Here is a 19037-nt window from a genome sequence, read left to right on the forward strand (position 1 = left end):
GCGCTGGGCGCGTGGAAGTCCGGCCCCGTCAGGCGGGACCGCCGATTGCGCAGGGAGAAAGGAACTAGTCGCCGGCGAAGAGATTGGGACGCGAACGCGAAGGCAGCAGATGCGCCCACACACGGGGACGCGCACGCATCAGTTCGCGCAGGTTGCGGGCCTTGCGGAATGAAGATACAGCCGACTTGGCCGAGTGAAGGTGCATGCGCGCGCTAGGGCAGCGTTTCACTCCCGGAAATCCTGCCCTTATTATAGCGCCGCTTGCCACCAGCCAATCCCCGCCGGGAGTGACCTCCCGAGCACCTCGGTTTGATGCATCGCTGCGAATAGCGCCCATGCATAAACCTCATTTATGCATGATGGGGAATTTTCCAAATCGGGTGCGGTTCAGTGGATTTTTTGAGCCGCAGCGATGAGCACTGAGTCTGATATGTATTCCTTCTGGCCCATGAGCAGCGCCCGATCCAATTCGTCAGGCTCGCCGCACCCCTCGGCGACGCGCGTCTGCATCGCCTTCACGATGGTGTACGTGCTCTGGGGCTCGACGTATCTCGGGATCCGCGTTGCCGTCGAGCACATTGCGCCGCTCATGGTCGGCGCATCGCGCTTTCTTGCTTCAGGACTGATCATGCTGGCCGCATGCGCCCTGGTGGGGCGCTCGCTGCGGATCACGCGCAACGAAGCCGTGCGGCTCGCCGTCATCGGCGTGCTGCTGCTCACCGGCGGCAACGTGATGGTCGCGTGGTCGGAGCAGTACGTTTCCAGCGGACTCACGGCACTGATCGTTGCGTCCGTGCCGCTGTGGGTGATGGTGATCAATTCAGTCATGCCAGGCGGCGACCGATTGTCGCCGAAAGGCGTCGCCGGGCTGGCGCTCGGCATCGCGGGAATGGTGGTCTTGCTGTGGCCGCGGATCACCGGCGCCGGAGGGCTCGCGCGCGGCGAGCTCGCCGGTTCCGCCGGACTTGTGTTCGCGTCGGCGAGCTGGGCGCTGGGCTCCGTCCTCTCGCGGCGCTGGCAGCTGCCCGTGCATGCTTTCGTCGCCACCGCCTGGGAAATGACCTTCGCCGGCGCCTTCAACCTGCTGCTCGCGCTGGCCTTCGGCCAGCAGCATCGCACCGAGGTGACGATGCGCGGCTCCTTGGCCATCGCCTATCTGGTCGTTTTCGGCTCGCTGCTCGGGCTCACAGCCTACGTTTGGCTGCTGGAGCACGTGCCCACGCAAAAGGTTGCCACCTACGCGTACGTCAATCCGGTCGTCGCCGTATTCCTCGGCTGGCTCGTCCTGAATGAAACGGTTGACCGTTACGTGATAGCGGGCACGATCGTGATCGTGGCGGCGGTGGCGTTGGTCACCACAGCACGCGTGAAGCCCGCGCGCGAAGCGGGACCGGCGATGGCAACCAGAGAACTGACGGCGGAAACCGGCGCGGACTAACCACCTGCCCGGACAGCGGAACTGGGGGCGAGTTATCTCGATTTCGGAGGGGCGCGGCTTCCAGCCGCGGCCTTTCGTCCCACCCAACGGGAGGGCTCTAGCCCCGGAGGTATTCAGCCGCGCCGAGTACGTTTGCGGCCAGAGTCGATCGCGAATCACAAAACCGAAGGCGGCGGATGAGAGGCGCGCCTTTCCGGGAACACGTCCCGATGTCAGCGTTGATCCGCGTCCATCGGCTGCAGAAATTCATTTCCTCCTCCACCGCACCCCGTCCTTCGTGTTCTCCAGCACGACTCCCGCGTCGGCGAGCTGATTGCGGAGCGCATCGCTCTGTGCGAAGTTGCGCGCCTTGCGCGCGGCGACGTGCTCGGCAACCATGCGCTCGACCTCCGCGTCGCTGATGCCGGCCGAACGCGCGACCTGCGCCGCCGCGCCGGTGATCTTGTCTTCCCTGCCCTCGGACTTGGCCCATTCCACGGCGCGGCGGACTTTTTCGGCATCGTGGTCCTGCATGACGTTAAAGATCTCGTCGAAGCGCTTCAGCACGCCGAGCAACGGCGCCACATCGTCTTTCTTCAGCTCGCCGCGATCGGCAGCGGCGTTCGCCTGGCGCACCATTTCGAAGACGGCGGCAAGGAACTGCGCCGTGTTCAGGTCGTCTTCGAGCGCCGCGCGCATCGCCAACGTCGTTGCCGCTGCAAGCTCCGCGATTTGCGGATTGCTTCCCGGAGCAAGCTGCGCCGTCTCCAGCCGCAGCTTGAAGTTGCGCAGGCGCTCTACCGACTGCGCCGCCTGCTTCAGCCCGTCGAAGGTGAAGTTGAGCTGAGTGCGGTACGGCAGCGACGCCAGCAGATAGCGGATGGACGACGGCTTGTGTCCGAGCAGCAGCAAATCGCGCAGCGTATAGAAGTTGCCGAGGCTCTTCGACATCTTCTCGCCTTCCACCAGCAAAAACCGCACGTGGAACCAGAAGCGCGCGAACGTTTTCCCGCTGAGTGACTCCGACTGCGCGATTTCGTTCTCGTGATGCGGGAAGATAAGGTCTTCCCCGCCCGCGTGCAGGTCGAAGCTCTCGCCCAGGTACTTCATGGCCATGGTCGAGCACTCGATGTGCCAGCCCGGCCGCCCCGCCCCGATGGGCATCTCCCAGAAGGCTTCGCCCGGCTTGGGCGATTTCCAGAGCGCGAAGTCGCGCGCGTTGTCTTTCTCGTACTCGTCCACATCAACGCGCGCGCCGTTTTCTATTCCGGAAAAATCCTTGCGGGAGAGGCGGCCATACGCTGGAAACTTCGCGATGCGGAAGTAGTACGAACCGTCGTCCGTGCGATACGCGTAGCCGCGTTTCGTCAGCGCGGCGATGAACTCACTCATCTCCGCCAGATGTTCGGTGGCGCGCACCAGCTTCTCCGGAGGCTCGATGGAGAGCGTGTCCATGTCCTCCAGGAACGCCTTCTCGTAGCGCCCGGTGTAATCGCGGATGCTTTTACCTTCGCGGGCGGCGTTTCGGATGATCTTGTCGTCCACGTCGGTAATGTTCATCACGTGGCGCAGCTCGAAGCCCGACTGCCGCAGGCCGCGGCGCAGCACATCAATCGCAACGAACGTGCGGAAGTTCCCGATGTGGCCGTAGTCGTACACCGTGGGCCCGCAGGCGTACATGCGGACCGTGTTGTCGGCGGCCGGCGCGAACTCTTCGACCGTGCCGCTGAGCGTGTTGTACAGGCGCAACGCCATGCTGTGAGTTGAATTTTCGATTGTAGGGGCGTGTGAAGAAGGTGGTCAATCGCCGGCCCTCCCGTCAATCGCCGGCCGCCGCGCTCTGCCGCTCGCGCACCCGCGTTCCGATCATCCACGCGTAATGCATTCCCGAAAGAATGGCGAGCGCGATTGTGCTCCACAGCCCGACGCGGCGCGTGTAGAAGAGCCACGGTTGCGGATACACGTCGTAGAGCAGCACGACCAGCAGCGTGGCGATCTGCACGCCCGTGTTCACCTTCCCAAACAGGGTCGGCCGGAAGTCGCGAAAGCCTACGGTGGCGAACAGAACGCCGGCGATGATCACGATGAAAACATCGCGAGTGAACACCCACACCGTCACCCGCCAGGGAATCTTGTGAACGGCCGATAGCACGATGAACAGCGTGGAAAGCAGCAGCTTGTCGGCAATTGGGTCCAGATACTGCCCGAGCACCGTTCGCTGGTGAAGGAGGCGCGCCAGCAGCCCGTCGAGCAGGTCGCTCAGCGCCGCCAGGATGAAGATGATGAGCGCCTTGCCGTAGTGCTGGTCCAGGATCGCTCCGGCGGCGAAGGGCACGAAGGCGAGCCGCAGCAGCGTGAACTGGTTCGGCACGGTGAAGAACTGCCGCAGAAATTTGCGGATCACGCGCGCGTCCCCGCTCGGCGAGGCGCCGCGTCCGCTCCGCGGACGGAGACGCCAAACAGCGATTGCAGATCGCGCTCGGTGGCCGACTCCAGCCGCTGGCGCACGCTGGGCAGTCCGGCCGCTCCCTTGTCCAGGTCAATCCGCTCCACGCGGTGCATGGGGAAAAACACGGTTGCGGGGATAGCGGGCTCGCCTGCGCGCAGCGCGCGAACGAAATCGTCAATCGAATTCAGGTCCAGGCCAGTCACGCTCACGCCCGCGGCAGCAACCGATCGCACCACACCGAAGAATTTCTCCCGTGGTGACGCCAGGCTCACGATCACCACCGCTCCGTTGCCGAAAACTTCGTCAGACGGCGCCGCGGGAGTCACCCCGGGGCGCTCTTCCGCGGCTGCTCCCATGCCGTGATTGTTACTGGCGCGCCAGCGGATTGCAAGGCTGAGGCCAGCTTGTTGAGAAGGTGTCTGCGAAACATCGCGCAGCCCCGCATCGCTGCTTGGGAGAATCCACCAACACCTGCCCTGCTTCGGGCATCGCGGCCAAATTGGCACGACTCCAACGATTCAAGGTCCCGGAAGGTATCCCCGACGACAAAGTGCTGTTCCTGTCCGACATCTTCCCCACCGGATGCTTCGCGGCTGAAAACCGCACATCACGCCGGGCGACACGTTCGGGCGTCCGATTCTTCATCGGGTTGCTTGTCAGAGCGTGAACTCATTCAAGGCGGGAAACAATGAATCAAGAATCCCTGGCTGGTGGGAATGGTAGGCCCGAATGGACTCGAACCATCGACCTCTTCCGTGTCAAGGAAGCGCTCTAACCAACTGAGCTACGGGCCTACGCGTATCGTTCGATTTTATCGTGCAGCGCGCGAGCGCGGCAAACGGCGGCGATCACGATGCGCTCGCCGCCGCTGCGGCGGCCGATGCCGCTGCCGCAACCTGCGCCGATTTCAGCCGCCGGTTGGCGTGGACGCGCTTGACGCCGAGCACGAACAGCGTGAACCCGATCAGCAGCGGGATGGCGCCGATCACCGATGCGCCAAACACATTGCCGAAGGCTTCATCGCCCGCCGCATGCCGCTGGATGAACGTGATCACAATCGCCAGCGAAACAAACGAGCCGAACAGCGCGACGGTGCCGCCGGCGAAGCTCATCGCCCATCCCAGGCCGGCGCTCGGAGGCTTGTCGGGCGCCTTCACGATGGCCACCAGGTCGGCCGCGCCGAGGGACGCGGCTGCCGCAGCGGCGGAGTCCTTGGTGATTTGCACCTGCTCGCGGCGCAGGCGGTTCACCAGCTTCACCGTCCACACCGCCTGGCCAGCCAGCACCAGCACAGGAATAAACGTCAGCGGGCCGATGCTCTTGAGCGCGGCCGCGCGCTCGGCCCCCGTCAGTTTGCCTGCCGCCATCGAGGCCAGCAGCGGCGCATCGTAGATCCAGTGCATCAGCACGGGAATGATGTATCCCTTCCACAACAAACCAGCGCGCCGCGGGCTGGAGAAACGCCACTGTCCGACGAAGTACCCCATGATCGCGCCGTCGAACGCATGGCCCGGCACCGCGGTAACGGCGCGCCAAACGGCGTTCCAGAAGCCGCGGTCGGCAACGTAGGACAAGTTCTCGAAGGTCGCGAAACCGAGCGACGCCACCGCACCGTACACGATGCCGTCCATCGGTTCGTCGAATTCCTTGTGGCGCGAGCAATAGAACACCACCACCACGAACTTCATCAGCTCTTCCGGAATCGCCGCGTTGAACAGACCGTCCGCGAAGCCGTACCCGATCGGTGTCTTGAACAGGCGCACCAGCGGCTCCAGCATCCCGTCAATGAACAACACCGGCGGGATGATGGCGATGCCCAGCGCAAACGTGGCCCACAGCACGCGCGCCGGCTCGGGATACAGGTCGCGCGCGCGGAAATAGCCCAGCAGCAGAAACGAAGGCACCAGCGCGCAGCTCATGGTGAAGGCGACCAGCATGGGATGCGACCAGTTCCCCGGCAGCAGCCGATGCAGGTCGCGCTCGCCTTCCAGCCGGCTGTAGTGCATCTGGTAGACCGATACCTTGGGATCTGACTGCACCGCCAGCTTGTATTCCTCCAGCGCGCCGTCAAAGTCGCGCGCCCGCTCCAGCGCCTGTCCCAGGTTGTAGTGCGCCTTGGCGAGATTGGGCTTCAGTCGAATCGCCTCGCGAAATTCCGCCACGGAAGCATCCTGGTCTCCGGCGGCGCCGCGCTTCTCCAGTGCCAATCCCAGATCGAGATGGGCGTCGGGATCGCCGGGCTTGAGGCGCAGTGCTTCGCGGAACTCGCGGATGGAGCCCTCGATGTCCTTCTGCTGAAACAGAATTGAGCCGAGGTTGATGTGACTGCCGGAGTCGGAGGGATCGAGTTCGATCGCCCGCTGATACTCGCTCATCGCGACCTTGGTCTCGCCGCGCTCCCTCAGCGCGTCGGCCAGGTGCGCATGCGCTTCGCCGCTCTCCGGCTTGATGCGCACGGCTTCGCGGTACTCACGCAGGGCGGCGTCGGGCTGTCCGTTGTTGTCGAGCAGGATTGCCAGGTTGAAGCGGTTGTCGAGGTCGTCAGGCTTCAGGCGGATCGCCTCGCGATATTCGCGCTCCGAATTTGCCGTATCTCCCTTCGCGCTCAGCACCCACGCCAGCGCGCCGTGGGCGTCGGCGTCGGAGGGCTTGAGCCGAATGGCTTCTCGGCAGGAGGCGATCGCGTTGTCGAAATCCTTCTTCTCGGCGTAGGCAATGCCCAGGTTGTAGTGCGCCTTCACCATGTCGGGCTTCAGGCGAAGCGCTTCCTGGTATTCGCGAATGGCGGCGTCGTGGTCTTCCTTCTGGTTCAGGCACCAGGCCAGGCCGTAGTGGGCGTCGGCAAGGTTCGGATCCAGCCGCAGCGCCTCGCGCTCCTCGCCCATGGCGGCGTCAATGTCGCCCTTCCAGGAGAGCGCCCAGCCGAGGCCGGCGTGCGCTTCCGCCGACTCAGGCGCGAGACGCACCGCCTCCTGGTATTCGACCAGCGCCTTTTGCCACTCGATCTTCTGGCGGAACTCCCGGGCGGCGGCCAGGTGCTCTTCGGCGCTGGACTCGCCCGCTGCGGGCTGCTCCTGCGCCGGCAGTGACGCCGACAGGATGAGCAACAACGAAATAAGGAGAAAAGGTTGGCGCCGCGGACCGCCACTCATAGACCCACCTCAAACAGCAATGCGAAAAAGGGCCGGAAAAGCAATCAGCGCGCGGGGAAACGCCGGTGCAGACGAGGGAGTGGCGCGGATTCTATTACTCCCCGCCACCGCTGGCAATCGGGGAATGCAATGAGACCTGCGGTACATGACGGCTTCCTGCCGAGACGCTCTCGCTCCTTTTTTTGGAAGTAAAATGGTTTGTTTCTGCGAGGCGGTCATGCCTACCTATGAATATGTGTGTCTCGCCTGCCACAAGACGTTTTCTCAGGTCCTGACCCTGGCCGAGGCCGAGAAGCGGAAGATTGTTTGCCCTGGTTGTCACAGCACCAAGGTTGAGCAGCGTCCGGCAGCTTTTTATGCCGTCACGTCGAGAAAAAGCGCTGCCTAAGGCGGCAAATCTTCCGATGATGTTTTGGCTGTGCCGCGCCGGGTCCCAGGGTGGATCCGCCCCGCGTGGCCTGACTGCTACGTCCAGGTTGAGCGGCGCGCGTAACATGGGTCGATGGTTCCAGTCCGGTGGTAGGAACGTCGGCCGATTTGAAAGGGCGCGGCTCAGTCGTGCCGCGGGGCCCGTTTCTTTCGCAAAGGGACCACAGCCGAGCGAGCTTCGTGACTGAGGCGCAATTCCGAATCGAATCAATATCCAGCCCGGGTTAGCGGCTCGACGGAGGAGACAGCGACCACAGAACAGGGAAAAAACGCCAGCGTGACGGCTCAGCCACGGCGACCACGTCGAACGCGGGTTGGGTCGCCAGGAGCAGCAAGGCGCCAGAGGCCCTGCGCAGCGAACGAATGAGCACGCGCCCGTCAGCGGCTATCGCTACCACCGTCCGTCCGACCAGCTCGCGCGCTTTAACAGCGGTAGCGTCAACAATCGCTATCTGCCCCGAGGTCAGACTGGGCGCCATCGAGCCGTCAGGAACCGGAATGCCAAACACGCTTCCTTCATTTGGACACATGCTGGCGGGAACGCGCATGCGAAACGCGACATCTCGCTCGTCGATCGAACGGATTTGCGCAATCGAGACCGCCTGCCGCAAGACGGTGACAACCCGCAGCGCCTCGACGTCAGCCTCCGGATTGGCCGGCGCTACGCCCGCCCGAACACCCCCGATTGCACCTGCCGATGTCAGCGGTGCGCTGCCGGCGCGCAGATCGAAGTAATCGCGATCGCTGCCACGATCGTGCGCTAACTCCGCCAGCCGGCGCCAGTTCTCTCGCGTAGGCTCGTCCTCACCGCTCTCCCAGCGCCAGATCGTGGGGTAGGAAACGGCCATCAGGTGTGCGAATTGCGCCCGCGTAATGCCCAGCGACAGCCGCAGGTCCGCCACCCGGCGGGCCCATTCCGGACGCGCCGGGACCATTTCCACAGCCCGGCCTCTCTTTGTGGTTGACAAATATGACCTCGTAGCGTATTACGTATTGCGTATACGAGCTATGCTGCTTCAGCTTATCACGCGCAGCGGCTGGCGAAAGCGTCATACTGACTTAGCGAAATCGTGAACGCACGCAGGCGTAAAGAGACCGACGTGGTTTCCCCAGCGGATGCAGTTCGCCGCCGATGCACGCAGCCCTTCTCTGGCGGAGGCGTCTACACGCCTGAGCAGATGGCGCTCCAGTCCATCGCGCTGGCCATGACCGAAATGGCGGCCACACTGGCGGAGCTGCTCGAACTGCGCCGCCAGGAACAGCGCTTCGAGCCACTCTGAAAACGGGTCGCGAGTTCCCCATTCTGGCACGGCCGCCGCTTGCAGGTCGCCGAGAACTCGAAACTTGAAACTCGAAACTGCTTTTCTCAGTCCGCCGCCTGCTCGCCCAGCAGGAATCGCCGGACGAACATGATCGTTGCGTAGAACTGGAAGTCGCGGTTCTTCTTCTTGGCGTAGCCGTGGCCCTCGTCGTTGGCGAGCAGGAACCACACCGGCACGCCGTTGGCGCGGATCTTGTCCAGGATCTGCACGCTCTCGCTGTACGGCACGCGCGGATCGTTCTTGCCCACCACGGCGAAGAGCGGCTTCTGGATCTTCTGCGCGTTGCTCATGGGCGCAATGCGCGTCAGGTACTCGCGCATCTTCGGATCGCGCTCGTCGCCGTACTCCACTCGGCGCAGGTCGCGGCGGTAAGCCTCGGTGTGCTCCAGTAGCGTGACCAGGCTGGTGATGCCCACCACCGGCAGCGAGCAGCAGATGCGGTCGCTGTAGTAGTACGCCACGGCGTAGGTCATGTGTCCGCCGTAACTGCCGCCGGTGATCATCACCTTGTCGGGGTCGAGCCCGGGCTGCTGCTTGATCCAGTCCAGCAGCGCGCCAATGTCCTTGTAGGTGTCTTCGCGCAGCGTGCCGTTGTCTTTCGCGAGGAACGTCTTGCCGTAGCCGGTCGAACCGCGCACGTTCGGGTACACGATGGCCACGCCCAGCTCGTTCAGGTAATAGTTGTTCAGCCCGATGAAGCTTGGCCGCGACTGCCCCTCCGGCCCTCCGTGGATGTTCACGATCACCGGGCGCTTGCCGCCGAACTTCGCCGGCGGCTTGTAGAGATAGCCCGACATCGACAGCCCGTCGAAGCTCTTCCAGGTGATCAGCTCAGGGACGGCGAAGTTCCCGGCGTTGAGCCCGCCGGTTTCGCTCTCCGTCCAGCGCGACAGGACGCCGGTCTGCACGTCCACCGAATAGACGTCGGCCGGCGCCTGCGCCCAGCTGAGTGCGAAGCCCACGTCGCGGTTATTGGGATGCCACTTCAGCCCGCTGATCACGCCCGCCGGAAGTTTGGGCGCCGGCTTTTCCTTCCGCGTGGCGGTATCAAGAAAGTGCAGCACGCTGGTGCCGTTCTGATTGGCGGCGAAGGCGATCGTGCGCCCATCCTCGCTCAGGTCGTATTCTTCGATGTCCCACGGAATGGACGTCGTCAGATAGGTAAGCTGTTTGCTGGCGAGATCGCAGTAGGCCAGACGGTGGAACTCGGAATCCTTGTCGGTGGTCAGATAGATGCCCTTGGCGTCGTGGCTGAACGTGGCGGGACCGTAGAAGACTTTTTCCTTCCCCGCGCTGCCGTCGAGCAGCAGCGTCTTGGTCGCCGCCGCCACGTCCACCAGCCAGAGCTTGCTCTCGTTGGCCGAGATGAATTCGGTCAGCAGAATCTTGGTATCGTCCGGCGACCACTTCGTCGGGCCCCATCCGCCGCCCTGCAACTGAAGCAGCATGCGGTCCGACTTGGGATCGCGCGGATCGATGACCCACAGATCGGTGTCCTGCCCGGTTCGGCGCGTTGAGGTATACGCCATCCGATCACCGGCGTGGGAGAACACCGCCGCCAGGTTGCGCGACTTGCCGTCGGTCAGCAGGGTGATGTCGCCCGAGCCGACGTCGTAGCGGTAGTACTGGAACCACTCGCCCCCGCCCACGTCTTTGTGGATCACGAAATACTTGCCGCTCCTGGGCTGGAAAGCCGCACCCGCCACGCGGTCGGGGAAGAAGGTCATCTGCTTGCGCGCGCCGCCCGGCATCTTCACCCAGTGCACCTGCACGGTGTCGCCGAAGCGCGTGCCGATCAACATTTCGCGCTTGGTCGGCTCCCAATCGAACAGCGAAGCGCCCCGCGTCTCGGTGTAGCGGTCCGCCTGCTGCACCACCGACATCGGCACCGGCGGAATCCCCTGCGTCACCAGGTTGTCGCCCGGCTTGAAGACAGGCGCGGAAGCCGGCGGCGCGCCCTGGGCCCAAACCAGAGTTGCGAGAATGAGACTTGCACTGAAGGTTTGCGCGCGCTTGAACATGTATGTCCTCACCGGATGAAAACGGGAGCAAAGCTTAGAGGCAACCGCGTGGCGAATCAAGGGAGAAGCGGCTCGGGTAGAATCGACACTCCATGTTGAAGCGATTTATCCCGCTGCTTGCGCTGGCCGTCACCGCCGCGGCCCAAACCCCCGTCTCCACCTTCTCCATCGTCGCCCGCGATCCCGCCACCGGCCAGATGGGCGTCGCCGTCGCCTCGCGCTACTTCTCGGTCGGTTCGGTCGTGCCCTGGGCCGAGGCGAACGTGGGCGCCGCCGCCACCCAGGCCAACGTCAACGTCGGCTACGGACGCCGCGCGCTCGAGTTGCTGCGGCAAGGCCTGACCGCGCAGAAAGTTGTGGAACAGCTGCTCGCCGAAGACAAGTTCGACGGCAAGGACGGCCGCCAGGTCGCCGTCGTCGACGCCAAGGGCAACATCGCCGCCTACACCGGTCCCAACGCGCCCACCTGGGCGGGCGACCGCCAGGGCAAGACATGGTCGGCGCAGGGCAACATTCTCGTCGGCCCGCAGGTGCCCGAGGCGATGGGCAAGGCCTTCGACGAGGCGCAAGGCGAATTCGCGGAAAAACTCTTCGCTGCCCTCAAAGCCGGCGACGCCGCGGGCGGCGACAAGCGCGGACGCCAATCGGCCTCGATGCTCATCGTCTGCGACAAGTGCGGCCGCAACACCAACAACGACCGCTACCTGTACCTCAACGTTGACGACAACCCCGACCCGCTTACCGAGCTGCGTCGCCTGCTCAACGTGGCCCTGCTTTCGAATTATCAAGACCGCTCGTTCAAGCTGCTCACCGACAAGAAATATCCGGAAGCGCGCGACGCCGCGGCCATGGCCGTGAAATACGCTCCCGAGCGCCCGGGGCCGCACTTGAATCTGGGGCTGCTGAATTATCTGGCGGGCGACAAGGACGCCGCCCTCACCGAATTCCGCCGCGCGCGTGAACTCGATCCTGACTTCCAGAAAAATTGGGACGCCATCGTGCAGGTGCGCCCGGCATTCAAGCCAGTCATGGACGATCAGGAATTTCTCGAGAAGCTGTTTCCACCAGCTACAAAATAATCTTCGTCATCCTGGGCGAAGTCGAAGGACCCCAACCCGGGCGGCAGCACCTCGCAGTCGTCAGGCTTGCCGGCCCGGGCCCGCGTTTTCGCCGCGACGGACAACTACTCCCGCGTCAGCGGGTAACCCTTCTCTCTCCAGCCACGAATCCCGCCGTCCATGGAAATCACGTTGCTGTAGCCCATCTTTTGCAGATTGTCGGCCGCCAGCGCCGAGCGAAAACCGCCGCCACAATAGAGCACGACATGGGCGCCCGTGTCGGGCACGCGCGCTTCGATGTCGCGCTCGATAACGCCCTTGCCTAAATGGATCGCGCCGGGCAGATGGTCCTTGGCGTACTCGCTCTCCTCGCGCACGTCCACCAGAACGAATTTATCGCCGCGGTCCATGCGCGCCTTCACCTCGTCCACGTTCATCTGCCGGACGCGCTTCTTGGCATCGTTCACAATCTGTAGGAAACGCGGGGAATGCTGCACGATGTAACCTCCTGCGCCGCTCGGAATCTCACCAGCGAACCTGATATTGTTGCACACCTCAAACCGGTGAATCCGGGGGTGGACCATGTTCCCCGCATTGGCTCGCTTCACCGACTGCGCCCTGCTGCTGCTGCGGCTGCTGATCGCCGCAGTCTTCGTCAGCAGCGGCTACAACCACCTGAAAGATCCCGAGGCCCGCGCCAAAAGCATCGAGGCGAGCAAGGGCCTAACCATTTTCCTCGGCGCCGCCGAACTCGCCGGCGGACTCGGCGTCGGCCTCGGAGTGCTCATCCAGCTCGCCGCCGCCGGCCTCATCCTTGTGATGCTCGGCGCCATCCAGAAGAAGATCTTTGTCTGGAAAACCGGCTTCTGGGGCAAGCAGGGACAAGGCTGGCATTACGACCTCATGTTCGTGGTGATGAACCTGGTCATCATCGCGACCAACGGCGGCCAGTATGTACTCTGGAAGTAAGACATTTGTGATTTGTAATTTGTGATTTCAGGATTTGGGATTTGTGGCTGTTCCCCTAGCTCCTGGTCAGGGCGAGTCCAAATCGCAAATCACCAATGCTTTTCGGCGCACGAACCTGACTCGCAAATCACCAATCGCAAATCACAAATGCTTTTCGGTGATAATGCTGGGTGCATGCATCCGGCGAGCGCAGCGCTCCTGTTCGCGGCGGCGGTGTTGGCGGGCGCGCTCAATTCGGTCGCCGGCGGCGGCAGCTTCATCGCCTTCCCTGCCCTCATCTTCACCGGCATCGCCCCGGTCAGCGCGAACGCTACCAACACGGTAGCCCTCTGGCCCGGCACTCTGGCCAGCGCGCGCGCTTATCGTGAGGACTTCGGCGGCATGACGCGCGCGTTGTTCATCACCCTGATCGTGGTCGGCGTGGTGGGTGGCGTTTCCGGCGCGACCATCCTGCTGCGCACGCGTCCGCAAACGTTCGTGCGCCTCATTCCTTGGCTGCTGCTTGTGGCAACGGCCATCTTTGCGTTTGGGGGAAAGCTGGCGAACGCGCTCCGCGCCCGCAACAACGCCGCACGCCACGCTCCCGTGCTGCCCCTGCCGCTGGTCATCGTGCTGCAACTCGCGGCGGCGATTTACGGCGGTTTCTTCGGCGCCGGCATCGGCATCCTGATGCTTGCCATTCTTTCCCTCACCGGACTGGAAAACATCCACAGCATGAACGCTTACAAGAACCTCTTGGTGGGCGCGATCAACGGCGTGGCGGTGGTCACGTTCATCACGGCGCGCATCGTGGCGTGGCCGGAGGCGGTGCTCATGGTCGCCGGCAGCATCGTGGGCGGATGGGCGGGCGCGCGCGTCGTGCGCCGCTTCGATCCGGCGAAAGTGCGCGTGCTGGTGATCGTGATCGCCTGCGCTATGACGGCGTATTTCTTCTGGAAAACAGGCGTGTAGCGACGTGGCTGGCTGCGTCTCGCGCCAGGTCATGGCTGATCGGCCGTCGGCGGCTGGCCGGCTTGCCCGCGAGCGGCTTGCGTCTTGGCACGATCGTTCAAGGGGCTGAATGCTGATGGCCGGTCGCTGGTTTACGTCGTTCTCGGCGGCGTTTTCTCGGCTGCCTGCTGCTGGGCGTCGCCGAAGCTATGGCGCACGTCGGCGCCGCGCACCCAGAAGATGACATCTTCTGCGATGTTTGTCGCATGGTCGGCCACCCGCTCCAGGTTGCGGGAGATGAGCAGCGTGTCGAGCGCCTGCGGAATCACCTGCGGCGCCTGCGTCATGCGGTTTACCAGCACGACATAGGCTTCGTCGTTCATGCGGTCAACGATGTCGTCCATCTTGAGCACAGCCTCGGCCAGCTCGGCCTTGCCCTCGATGAACGATTCCAGCGCGCGCCGGACCATGCCCGCTGCGGTGGACGCGATCCGAGGAATGTCCACCGGCAGGTCCACCTGCGGCGCCTTCACCAGGTTCATCACGCGTTCGACCACGTTCACTGCCTGGTCGCCCACCCGCTCCAGGTCAGCGTTGATCTTCATCACGGCGGTGATGAAGCGCAGGTCCACGGCCATGGGCTGCTGCATCGCGAGCAGGTCGATGGCCAGTTCATCGATCTCGCGTTCGGCGGCGTTGATGGCGTGCTCGCCGGTAAGCACTGCCTTGCACGTCTTCAGGTCGCGATTGCGATAGGCCTGCGTCGCCAGCTCCACGGCCTGTTCGGCCATGCCGCCCATGGTCAGCAGCTTTTCACGCAGCTCGTCCAGGCCCTGGTGAAAGCGTGTGCGCGTCATCCAAACCTTCCGGTGATGTAATCCTCCGTCCGCTTGTCAGACGGGGTCGTAAAGATCTTTTGGGTCTTGTCAAACTCCACCAGTTTGCCCATCAGGAAGAACCCGGTGTACTCGGCCACACGCGCCGCCTGCTGCATATTGTGCGTCACGATCACGATGGTGTACTGCTCTTTCAGCTGGAAGATCAGGTCTTCGATCTTCGCCGTCGAGATGGGATCGAGCGCCGACGCGGGCTCGTCCATGAGCATGACCTCGGGTTCCACCGCCAGCGCGCGCGCAATGCACAGTCGCTGCTGCTGGCCGCCGGAGAGCGACGCGCCCGACTTCTTCTTCAGCACGTCTTTCACCTCGTCCCACAATGCCGCCAGGCGCAGGGAACGCTCCACGGTCTCGTCGAGCACGCGACGGTTGCGTATGCCGTTCAGCCTCAGGCCCGCCGCCACGTTGTCGTAAATGGACATCGTCGGAAACGGGTTCGGCTTCTGGAACACCATCCCGAGCCGGCGCCTGACCTCCACCGCGCCCGACCCGTTGTAGACGTCGAGCGCGCCCACGCGCACGCTGCCCTGTACCCGTGTTCCGGGAATCGTTTCGTGCATGCGGTTCAGGCAGCGCACGAACGTCGACTTGCCGCAGCCCGACGGGCCGATGATGGCGGTCGCGTGGTTCGCCGGCACCTCCATCACAATGTCGTAGAGCGCCTGCGTGGCGCCGAACCAGGCGCTCAGGTTGTCCACCTTGACGCTGACGCCCATCAGTCTCCTCCGTGGCCGAGCACGCCATGCCGCACCACCAGCCGCACCGCCGCGAACGCCACCACGATCAGCAGAATGAGCACCAGCGCGCCCGCCCACGCCTGGCGGTGCCACTCATCGAACGGTGAGATGGCGTAAGCAAAGACCTGCAGCGACAGCGCGGCCGTGGGCTGGTTCGGCTTCAGGTTCCAGAACTGGTTGCCGAAAGCGGTGAACAGCAGCGGCGCCGTCTCGCCGGCCACGCGCGCAAACGCCAGCATGATGCCGGTGATGATGCCGCCGGCCGCCGTCCTTAGGGTGACCGAGATCGTGGTTCGCCATTGCGGCACGCCAAGTCCCAGCGCCGCCTCGCGCACCGAGTACGGAACCATCAGCAGCATCTCTTCGGTGGCGCGCGTGACGGTCGGAATCATCATGATGCCCAACGCCACACCTCCGGCGAAGGCCGAGAAGTGCTTCTGCGGCACCACCACCAGCGAGTACGCCACCACGCCCATCACGATCGAGGGCACGCCGTTCAGCACATCGGCAGTGAAGCGCACCGCGTTGCCCCACTTGTTCCGGCCGAACTCCGAAAGGAACACTCCGGCGCCAACCCCGAGCGGGACGCCGATGCAACTGGCGATCGCCAAAATCATCCCCGTGCCCACGATCGCATTCGCCATGCCGCCGCCCGGTTCGCCGACCGGCTTGGGAGTCTGCGTCAAAAGCGCCCAGTTCACCGAGCCGACCCCTCGATAAACCAGGTATCCGAAGATGGCAAAAAGTGGGGCCAGCACCAGCAACGCGGCCACCACCGTCAGCAGCAGAACAAGCTTATCGACGACGCTGCGGCGGATGGAAGCCAGCCGCGTTCCGCGCACAACGATGCTGGTTGCGGCGCTAGCCATGCGACCTCGCCGGCGCGCCGCGGGTGATGCTCCAAACCAGCAGGCGCGCTGCCGCGTTGACGATCAACGTCACGATGAACAGGGCCAGCGCGATCTCGACCAGCGCCGAGAGGTAGATGTTTTCGGTGGCCTCGGTGAATTCGTTGGCGATCACGCTGGCCAGCGTGTAGCCGGGCGCAAACAGCGACCTGGCGATCTCCGGCCGATTGCCGATCACCATCGTGACCGCCATCGTTTCGCCCAGCGCGCGGCCGAGTCCCAGGATCACGCCGCCGACGATTCCGATGCGGGCGTTCCGCAGCACACCCACGCGGATCATCTCCCAGCGCGTCGCCCCCAGCGCCAGCACCGCCTCTTTTTGCGCGCGCGGCACCGCCATCATCACCTCGCGCGTAATCGACGCAACGAACGGCACCACCATCACCGCCAGAATCAGCCCGGCGGCCAGCATGCCAATGCCATACATCGGGCCTTCAAACAGGCCCGTCCACTTGAAGTACTTGGCCAGCCACGGCTCCACCACCGTACGAAGCAGCGGCGCGAGGACGAAAATGCCCCACAGCCCGTAGATCACGCTGGGTATCGCCGCCAGCAGTTCCACCAGGAAAAACAGCGGCCCGCGCAGCGGACGGGAACACATCTCGGTAGCGAAGATCGCCACCCCCACACCCAGGGGCACGGCCAGCAACAACGCGATCCCGGAGGAGACCAGCGTCCCGAAGATGAATGGGAGCGCGCCGAAATCGCCCGCCACCGGGTCCCATGTCTGGGCGAAAAAGAACTTCCAGCCAAACTGCTTCAACGAGAGTTGCGATCCGTGAACCAGCTCCATCACGATGAGCACCACAATCGTGATCACCGAGAGGGCGCAGAGGGCGATCAGCGCCTTGAACAGCAGGTCGGGAATCCGTCCGGTGGGGCGCTCTGCCACGCGCGAGCTCGCGCTGCGCGGCGGGACCGCGACCACGGGGCGCAACTCGCGCTCGGGCGCCGGCTGGGCGGAGGGGGGTCTGAGGATGGGGGCATCCATCTCTGCTCCATGCTAGCCAGCGATTGTTAATGTCGTGTTAAAGGCCGGTTGCGAAGGGAAAAAATTGCCGGAGGCGCCGTCGCGGGCCTCCGGCTTCAGTCAGGGGGAACAGCCTAGAAGCGGTAGATGAGGTCCAGCTGTTGCCGCTTCAGCCACGGATCGGTTCCGCCCGGCCCAATTCCCGGTGCGCGGGCGGCGTTTTGCAGGGCGGTATTCAACGTACGGCCGATCCACAGCGTGTAGCTCACCGTGGTGTTGGGGCGCAGCAGCCAGTTGAAGTACACCCGGTGTTGCAGCACATTCGTGGCCGCCCTCATATCGCTCTCGTTAAACTGCGAGATCACCGCGTCCTGCTCGATGCGCGCGAAGCTGTAACCGAACTGCAGGTCGTTACGCAGCCGCTGCTGGCCGATGGTGCCCTCGAACCAGTACGCCTTGTCCTGTTTGTCGACAGTTGCCGGGTTGAGAGGGTTCAGCTTCGCCCGCGGGTTCTGCAGGTAGTCGATCAGGATGCGGACCGGGTATCGCGACCACTTCGTCGTGATTGTGTTGTCGAGAATGACCTCGTTGTAGAGGAAGCCCGAGACAAAGCGCGTAACTGCCGCACTCCCGGTGCCGGTCACCCTGCTCGCGTTGCTGAACGTGTTCGCATTGATGATGCGAACACCGGCGCCCGAGGGGCTGGCGGCCTGCGCGATCGCGTCGGCGTTGTTCCAGTTCAGGATGTTGTAGACCGGAATCAGCGTCCACCGCTTCCCCAGCTGCATGCGCGTCTGGAAGCTGCCGCCCACCGCATTCGAGTCCTGCACGCCGCCGACTTCGTTGAACAACAGTTGGATGGCCTGTGCCTGGAAGTTCTTGAACACCTTATTGGAAAGCTCCAGCGAAATCTTCTCATTGAAGCCTTCCGGATTGGTGTCGTTGTCCCACGTCATCGGCGTGCGCGTCCAGCTGTACGCCCATTTGCCGCCGGTCAGCGAAAGCCACTTGTGCGCCGCCGGGTTGTAGGTGATCCAGCCGCGATCCACGCCGATCGTCTTGCGCTCGAAAAAGCTGGTCAGGGTCTCGTTCGTGGAAACCGGGTCCTTGAAGTCAGGCGCGCCGTTCACGACCGCGCCGGTCGCCAGGTAGATGCCGCCGGTAAAATCCTCACCCAGCTTGCCGTCGATGCCCAGGCGCGCGCGGATGCGGGCGCGGAACCGGTCAACCGCATTGTCCTGCGCGAAACTCTCGCCGCGGACACGCATGTCGCCCGAGAAACGGAAGCGTCCCAGCAGACCTTCCAGCGCCCCAATGCGCTTCTGGTCTTCCTGCGTGCTCACGGCGGCGTTGGTCTGGTTGAGTTTCACGTCAGCCACGTCGGACTTGAGCTGATTCATGCCGCTGCTGGCCTCGGTGGCCGCGGTGGCAACCTCGGCCGCCTTGGTCTCAGCCTGGTTGGCGGCAGCCTGGGCCTGCTGGGCTGCTTGTTGTGCCTGCTGCCACTGCGCATCGTGCTGCCGCAGCTCCTGCTGCAACTGCAGGATCTGCTGCTGCTGTGCTGCCAGCGCCTCACGCAGCGCGCGCAGGTCCTCGGCTGTGACCGCCGGGGGCTTTGCCGCCGGGGCCTTCGCCGTGGCGGCGCCCTTGGCCGTGCTTCGCTTCTTCGTGGTGGAGCCGGACGGCTGTGACGCCGCCGGCGCGGCGCAACTCACGATCAACAGCCACACAAGAACTTGCTTCATGGGTCCTCTCAGGAATGAAGTCGTTCAGTCAAAC

The 19037-nt window shown here is 63.9% G+C and carries 19 protein-coding genes and 1 tRNA gene; 6 read left to right on the forward strand and 14 right to left on the reverse strand.

Annotation, left to right across the window (positions count from 1 at the left end):
* Positions 1 to 64: 64 nt before the first annotated feature.
* Positions 65 to 229, reverse strand: coding sequence for a hypothetical protein (locus VFA60_00195; protein HZQ90194.1), 165 nt, complete (start codon positions 227 to 229; stop codon positions 65 to 67).
* 183 nt (positions 230 to 412) lie between these two features.
* Between VFA60_00195 and VFA60_00200 the strand changes: the two genes are divergently transcribed.
* The gene (locus VFA60_00200) at positions 413 to 1438 is read left to right on the forward strand and encodes an EamA family transporter (protein ID HZQ90195.1); all 1026 of its coding nucleotides are present in this window, start codon (positions 413 to 415) and stop codon (positions 1436 to 1438) included.
* A gap of 246 nt (positions 1439 to 1684) precedes the next feature.
* Here VFA60_00200 and cysS read toward each other — a convergent pair whose 3' ends face one another.
* The 5 genes from cysS to VFA60_00225 all read right to left on the reverse strand — a co-directional run bounded on the left by cysS (position 1685) and on the right by VFA60_00225 (position 6976).
* On the reverse strand, positions 1685 to 3172 hold the full coding sequence (gene cysS, locus VFA60_00205) for a cysteine--tRNA ligase (protein ID HZQ90196.1): 1488 nt from the start codon (positions 3170 to 3172) through the stop codon (positions 1685 to 1687).
* A 64-nt stretch (positions 3173 to 3236) separates the two neighbouring features.
* Positions 3237 to 3821: a CDP-alcohol phosphatidyltransferase family protein gene (locus VFA60_00210; GenBank protein ID HZQ90197.1), complete on the reverse strand. Its 585-nt coding sequence runs from the start codon at positions 3819 to 3821 to the stop codon at positions 3237 to 3239.
* Positions 3818 to 4222 carry a hypothetical protein gene (locus tag VFA60_00215; GenBank protein HZQ90198.1) on the reverse strand — a complete coding sequence of 135 codons (405 nt, stop codon included), beginning with the start codon at positions 4220 to 4222 and terminating at the stop codon, positions 3818 to 3820. Before VFA60_00215 ends, VFA60_00210 begins: the two co-directional genes overlap by 4 nt.
* Positions 4223 to 4583: 361 nt before the next feature.
* Positions 4584 to 4660 (reverse strand) — tRNA-Val (locus VFA60_00220).
* 54 nt (positions 4661 to 4714) lie between these two features.
* Positions 4715 to 6976, reverse strand: a complete 2262-nt coding sequence (locus VFA60_00225) for a tetratricopeptide repeat protein (protein HZQ90199.1) — start codon at positions 6974 to 6976, stop codon at positions 4715 to 4717.
* A 259-nt stretch (positions 6977 to 7235) separates the two neighbouring features.
* Between VFA60_00225 and VFA60_00230 the strand changes: the two genes are divergently transcribed.
* Positions 7236 to 7406 carry a zinc ribbon domain-containing protein gene (locus tag VFA60_00230; protein ID HZQ90200.1) on the forward strand — a complete coding sequence of 57 codons (171 nt, stop codon included), beginning with the start codon at positions 7236 to 7238 and terminating at the stop codon, positions 7404 to 7406.
* Between the two features lie 265 nt (positions 7407 to 7671).
* Here the strand turns inward: VFA60_00230 and VFA60_00235 are convergent, their stop codons facing one another.
* Positions 7672 to 8382, reverse strand: coding sequence for a helix-turn-helix domain-containing protein (locus VFA60_00235; protein ID HZQ90201.1), 711 nt, complete (start codon positions 8380 to 8382; stop codon positions 7672 to 7674).
* A 135-nt stretch (positions 8383 to 8517) separates the two neighbouring features.
* On the opposite strand from VFA60_00235, the gene VFA60_00240 reads away from it, so the two are divergent.
* Positions 8518 to 8727: a hypothetical protein gene (locus VFA60_00240; GenBank protein ID HZQ90202.1), complete on the forward strand. Its 210-nt coding sequence runs from the start codon at positions 8518 to 8520 to the stop codon at positions 8725 to 8727.
* Between the two features lie 86 nt (positions 8728 to 8813).
* On the opposite strand, the gene VFA60_00245 is transcribed toward VFA60_00240, so the two are convergent.
* The gene (locus VFA60_00245; protein ID HZQ90203.1) at positions 8814 to 10790 is read right to left on the reverse strand and encodes a prolyl oligopeptidase family serine peptidase; all 1977 of its coding nucleotides are present in this window, start codon (positions 10788 to 10790) and stop codon (positions 8814 to 8816) included.
* Between the two features lie 92 nt (positions 10791 to 10882).
* Between VFA60_00245 and VFA60_00250 the strand changes: the two genes are divergently transcribed.
* On the forward strand, positions 10883 to 11869 hold the full coding sequence (locus VFA60_00250; GenBank protein ID HZQ90204.1) for a DUF1028 domain-containing protein: 987 nt from the start codon (positions 10883 to 10885) through the stop codon (positions 11867 to 11869).
* A gap of 104 nt (positions 11870 to 11973) precedes the next feature.
* Here VFA60_00250 and VFA60_00255 read toward each other — a convergent pair whose 3' ends face one another.
* Positions 11974 to 12345, reverse strand: coding sequence for a rhodanese-like domain-containing protein (locus tag VFA60_00255; GenBank protein ID HZQ90205.1), 372 nt, complete (start codon positions 12343 to 12345; stop codon positions 11974 to 11976).
* A gap of 85 nt (positions 12346 to 12430) precedes the next feature.
* On the opposite strand from VFA60_00255, the gene VFA60_00260 reads away from it, so the two are divergent.
* Together VFA60_00260 and VFA60_00265 are read left to right on the forward strand one after the other, a co-directional pair.
* Entirely contained in the window at positions 12431 to 12817 is a 387-nt protein-coding gene (locus VFA60_00260; GenBank protein ID HZQ90206.1) for a DoxX family membrane protein, read from the forward strand.
* 174 nt (positions 12818 to 12991) lie between these two features.
* Entirely contained in the window at positions 12992 to 13768 is a 777-nt protein-coding gene (locus tag VFA60_00265) for a sulfite exporter TauE/SafE family protein (GenBank protein HZQ90207.1), read from the forward strand.
* A 131-nt stretch (positions 13769 to 13899) separates the two neighbouring features.
* Here the strand turns inward: VFA60_00265 and phoU are convergent, their stop codons facing one another.
* The 5 genes from phoU to VFA60_00290 form a co-directional block, all read right to left on the reverse strand.
* Positions 13900 to 14604 carry a phosphate signaling complex protein PhoU gene (phoU, locus tag VFA60_00270; protein HZQ90208.1) on the reverse strand — a complete coding sequence of 235 codons (705 nt, stop codon included), beginning with the start codon at positions 14602 to 14604 and terminating at the stop codon, positions 13900 to 13902.
* Positions 14601 to 15359, reverse strand: coding sequence for a phosphate ABC transporter ATP-binding protein PstB (gene pstB, locus VFA60_00275; GenBank protein HZQ90209.1), 759 nt, complete (start codon positions 15357 to 15359; stop codon positions 14601 to 14603). Before pstB ends, phoU begins: the two co-directional genes overlap by 4 nt.
* Positions 15359 to 16249: a phosphate ABC transporter permease PstA gene (pstA, locus tag VFA60_00280; GenBank protein ID HZQ90210.1), complete on the reverse strand. Its 891-nt coding sequence runs from the start codon at positions 16247 to 16249 to the stop codon at positions 15359 to 15361. Before pstA ends, pstB begins: the two co-directional genes overlap by 1 nt.
* Complete coding sequence (gene pstC / locus VFA60_00285; GenBank protein ID HZQ90211.1) at positions 16242 to 17279, reverse strand: phosphate ABC transporter permease subunit PstC; 1038 nt, start codon at positions 17277 to 17279, stop codon at positions 16242 to 16244. Before pstC ends, pstA begins: the two co-directional genes overlap by 8 nt.
* A gap of 113 nt (positions 17280 to 17392) precedes the next feature.
* Positions 17393 to 19003 carry a putative porin gene (locus tag VFA60_00290; protein HZQ90212.1) on the reverse strand — a complete coding sequence of 537 codons (1611 nt, stop codon included), beginning with the start codon at positions 19001 to 19003 and terminating at the stop codon, positions 17393 to 17395.
* Between the last annotated feature and the right edge of the window lie 34 nt (positions 19004 to 19037).

The sequence above is a fragment of the Terriglobales bacterium genome, from assembly GCA_035651995.1.
Lineage (GTDB): Bacteria > Acidobacteriota > Terriglobia > Terriglobales > Acidobacteriaceae > DASRER01.

Bases quoted from the DNA above. Each gene is read 5' to 3' on its own strand.
- phoU (HZQ90208.1), bottom strand. From the start codon at position 14,604: ATGACGCGCACACGCTTTCACCAGGGCCTGGACGAGCTGCGTGAAAAG.
- VFA60_00250 (HZQ90204.1), top strand. From the start codon at position 10,883: ATGTTGAAGCGATTTATCCCGCTGCTTGCGCTGGCCGTCACCGCCGCG.
- pstA (HZQ90210.1), bottom strand. From the start codon at position 16,249: ATGGCTAGCGCCGCAACCAGCATCGTTGTGCGCGGAACGCGGCTGGCT.
- pstB (HZQ90209.1), bottom strand. From the start codon at position 15,359: ATGGGCGTCAGCGTCAAGGTGGACAACCTGAGCGCCTGGTTCGGCGCC.
- VFA60_00200 (HZQ90195.1), top strand. From the start codon at position 413: ATGAGCACTGAGTCTGATATGTATTCCTTCTGGCCCATGAGCAGCGCC.
- VFA60_00215 (HZQ90198.1), bottom strand. From the start codon at position 4,222: ATGGGAGCAGCCGCGGAAGAGCGCCCCGGGGTGACTCCCGCGGCGCCG.
- VFA60_00235 (HZQ90201.1), bottom strand. From the start codon at position 8,382: ATGGTCCCGGCGCGTCCGGAATGGGCCCGCCGGGTGGCGGACCTGCGG.
- cysS (HZQ90196.1), bottom strand. From the start codon at position 3,172: ATGGCGTTGCGCCTGTACAACACGCTCAGCGGCACGGTCGAAGAGTTC.
- VFA60_00290 (HZQ90212.1), bottom strand. From the start codon at position 19,003: ATGAAGCAAGTTCTTGTGTGGCTGTTGATCGTGAGTTGCGCCGCGCCG.
- VFA60_00265 (HZQ90207.1), top strand. From the start codon at position 12,992: ATGCATCCGGCGAGCGCAGCGCTCCTGTTCGCGGCGGCGGTGTTGGCG.
- VFA60_00260 (HZQ90206.1), top strand. From the start codon at position 12,431: ATGTTCCCCGCATTGGCTCGCTTCACCGACTGCGCCCTGCTGCTGCTG.
- pstC (HZQ90211.1), bottom strand. From the start codon at position 17,279: ATGGATGCCCCCATCCTCAGACCCCCCTCCGCCCAGCCGGCGCCCGAG.
- VFA60_00230 (HZQ90200.1), top strand. From the start codon at position 7,236: ATGCCTACCTATGAATATGTGTGTCTCGCCTGCCACAAGACGTTTTCT.
- VFA60_00245 (HZQ90203.1), bottom strand. From the start codon at position 10,790: ATGTTCAAGCGCGCGCAAACCTTCAGTGCAAGTCTCATTCTCGCAACT.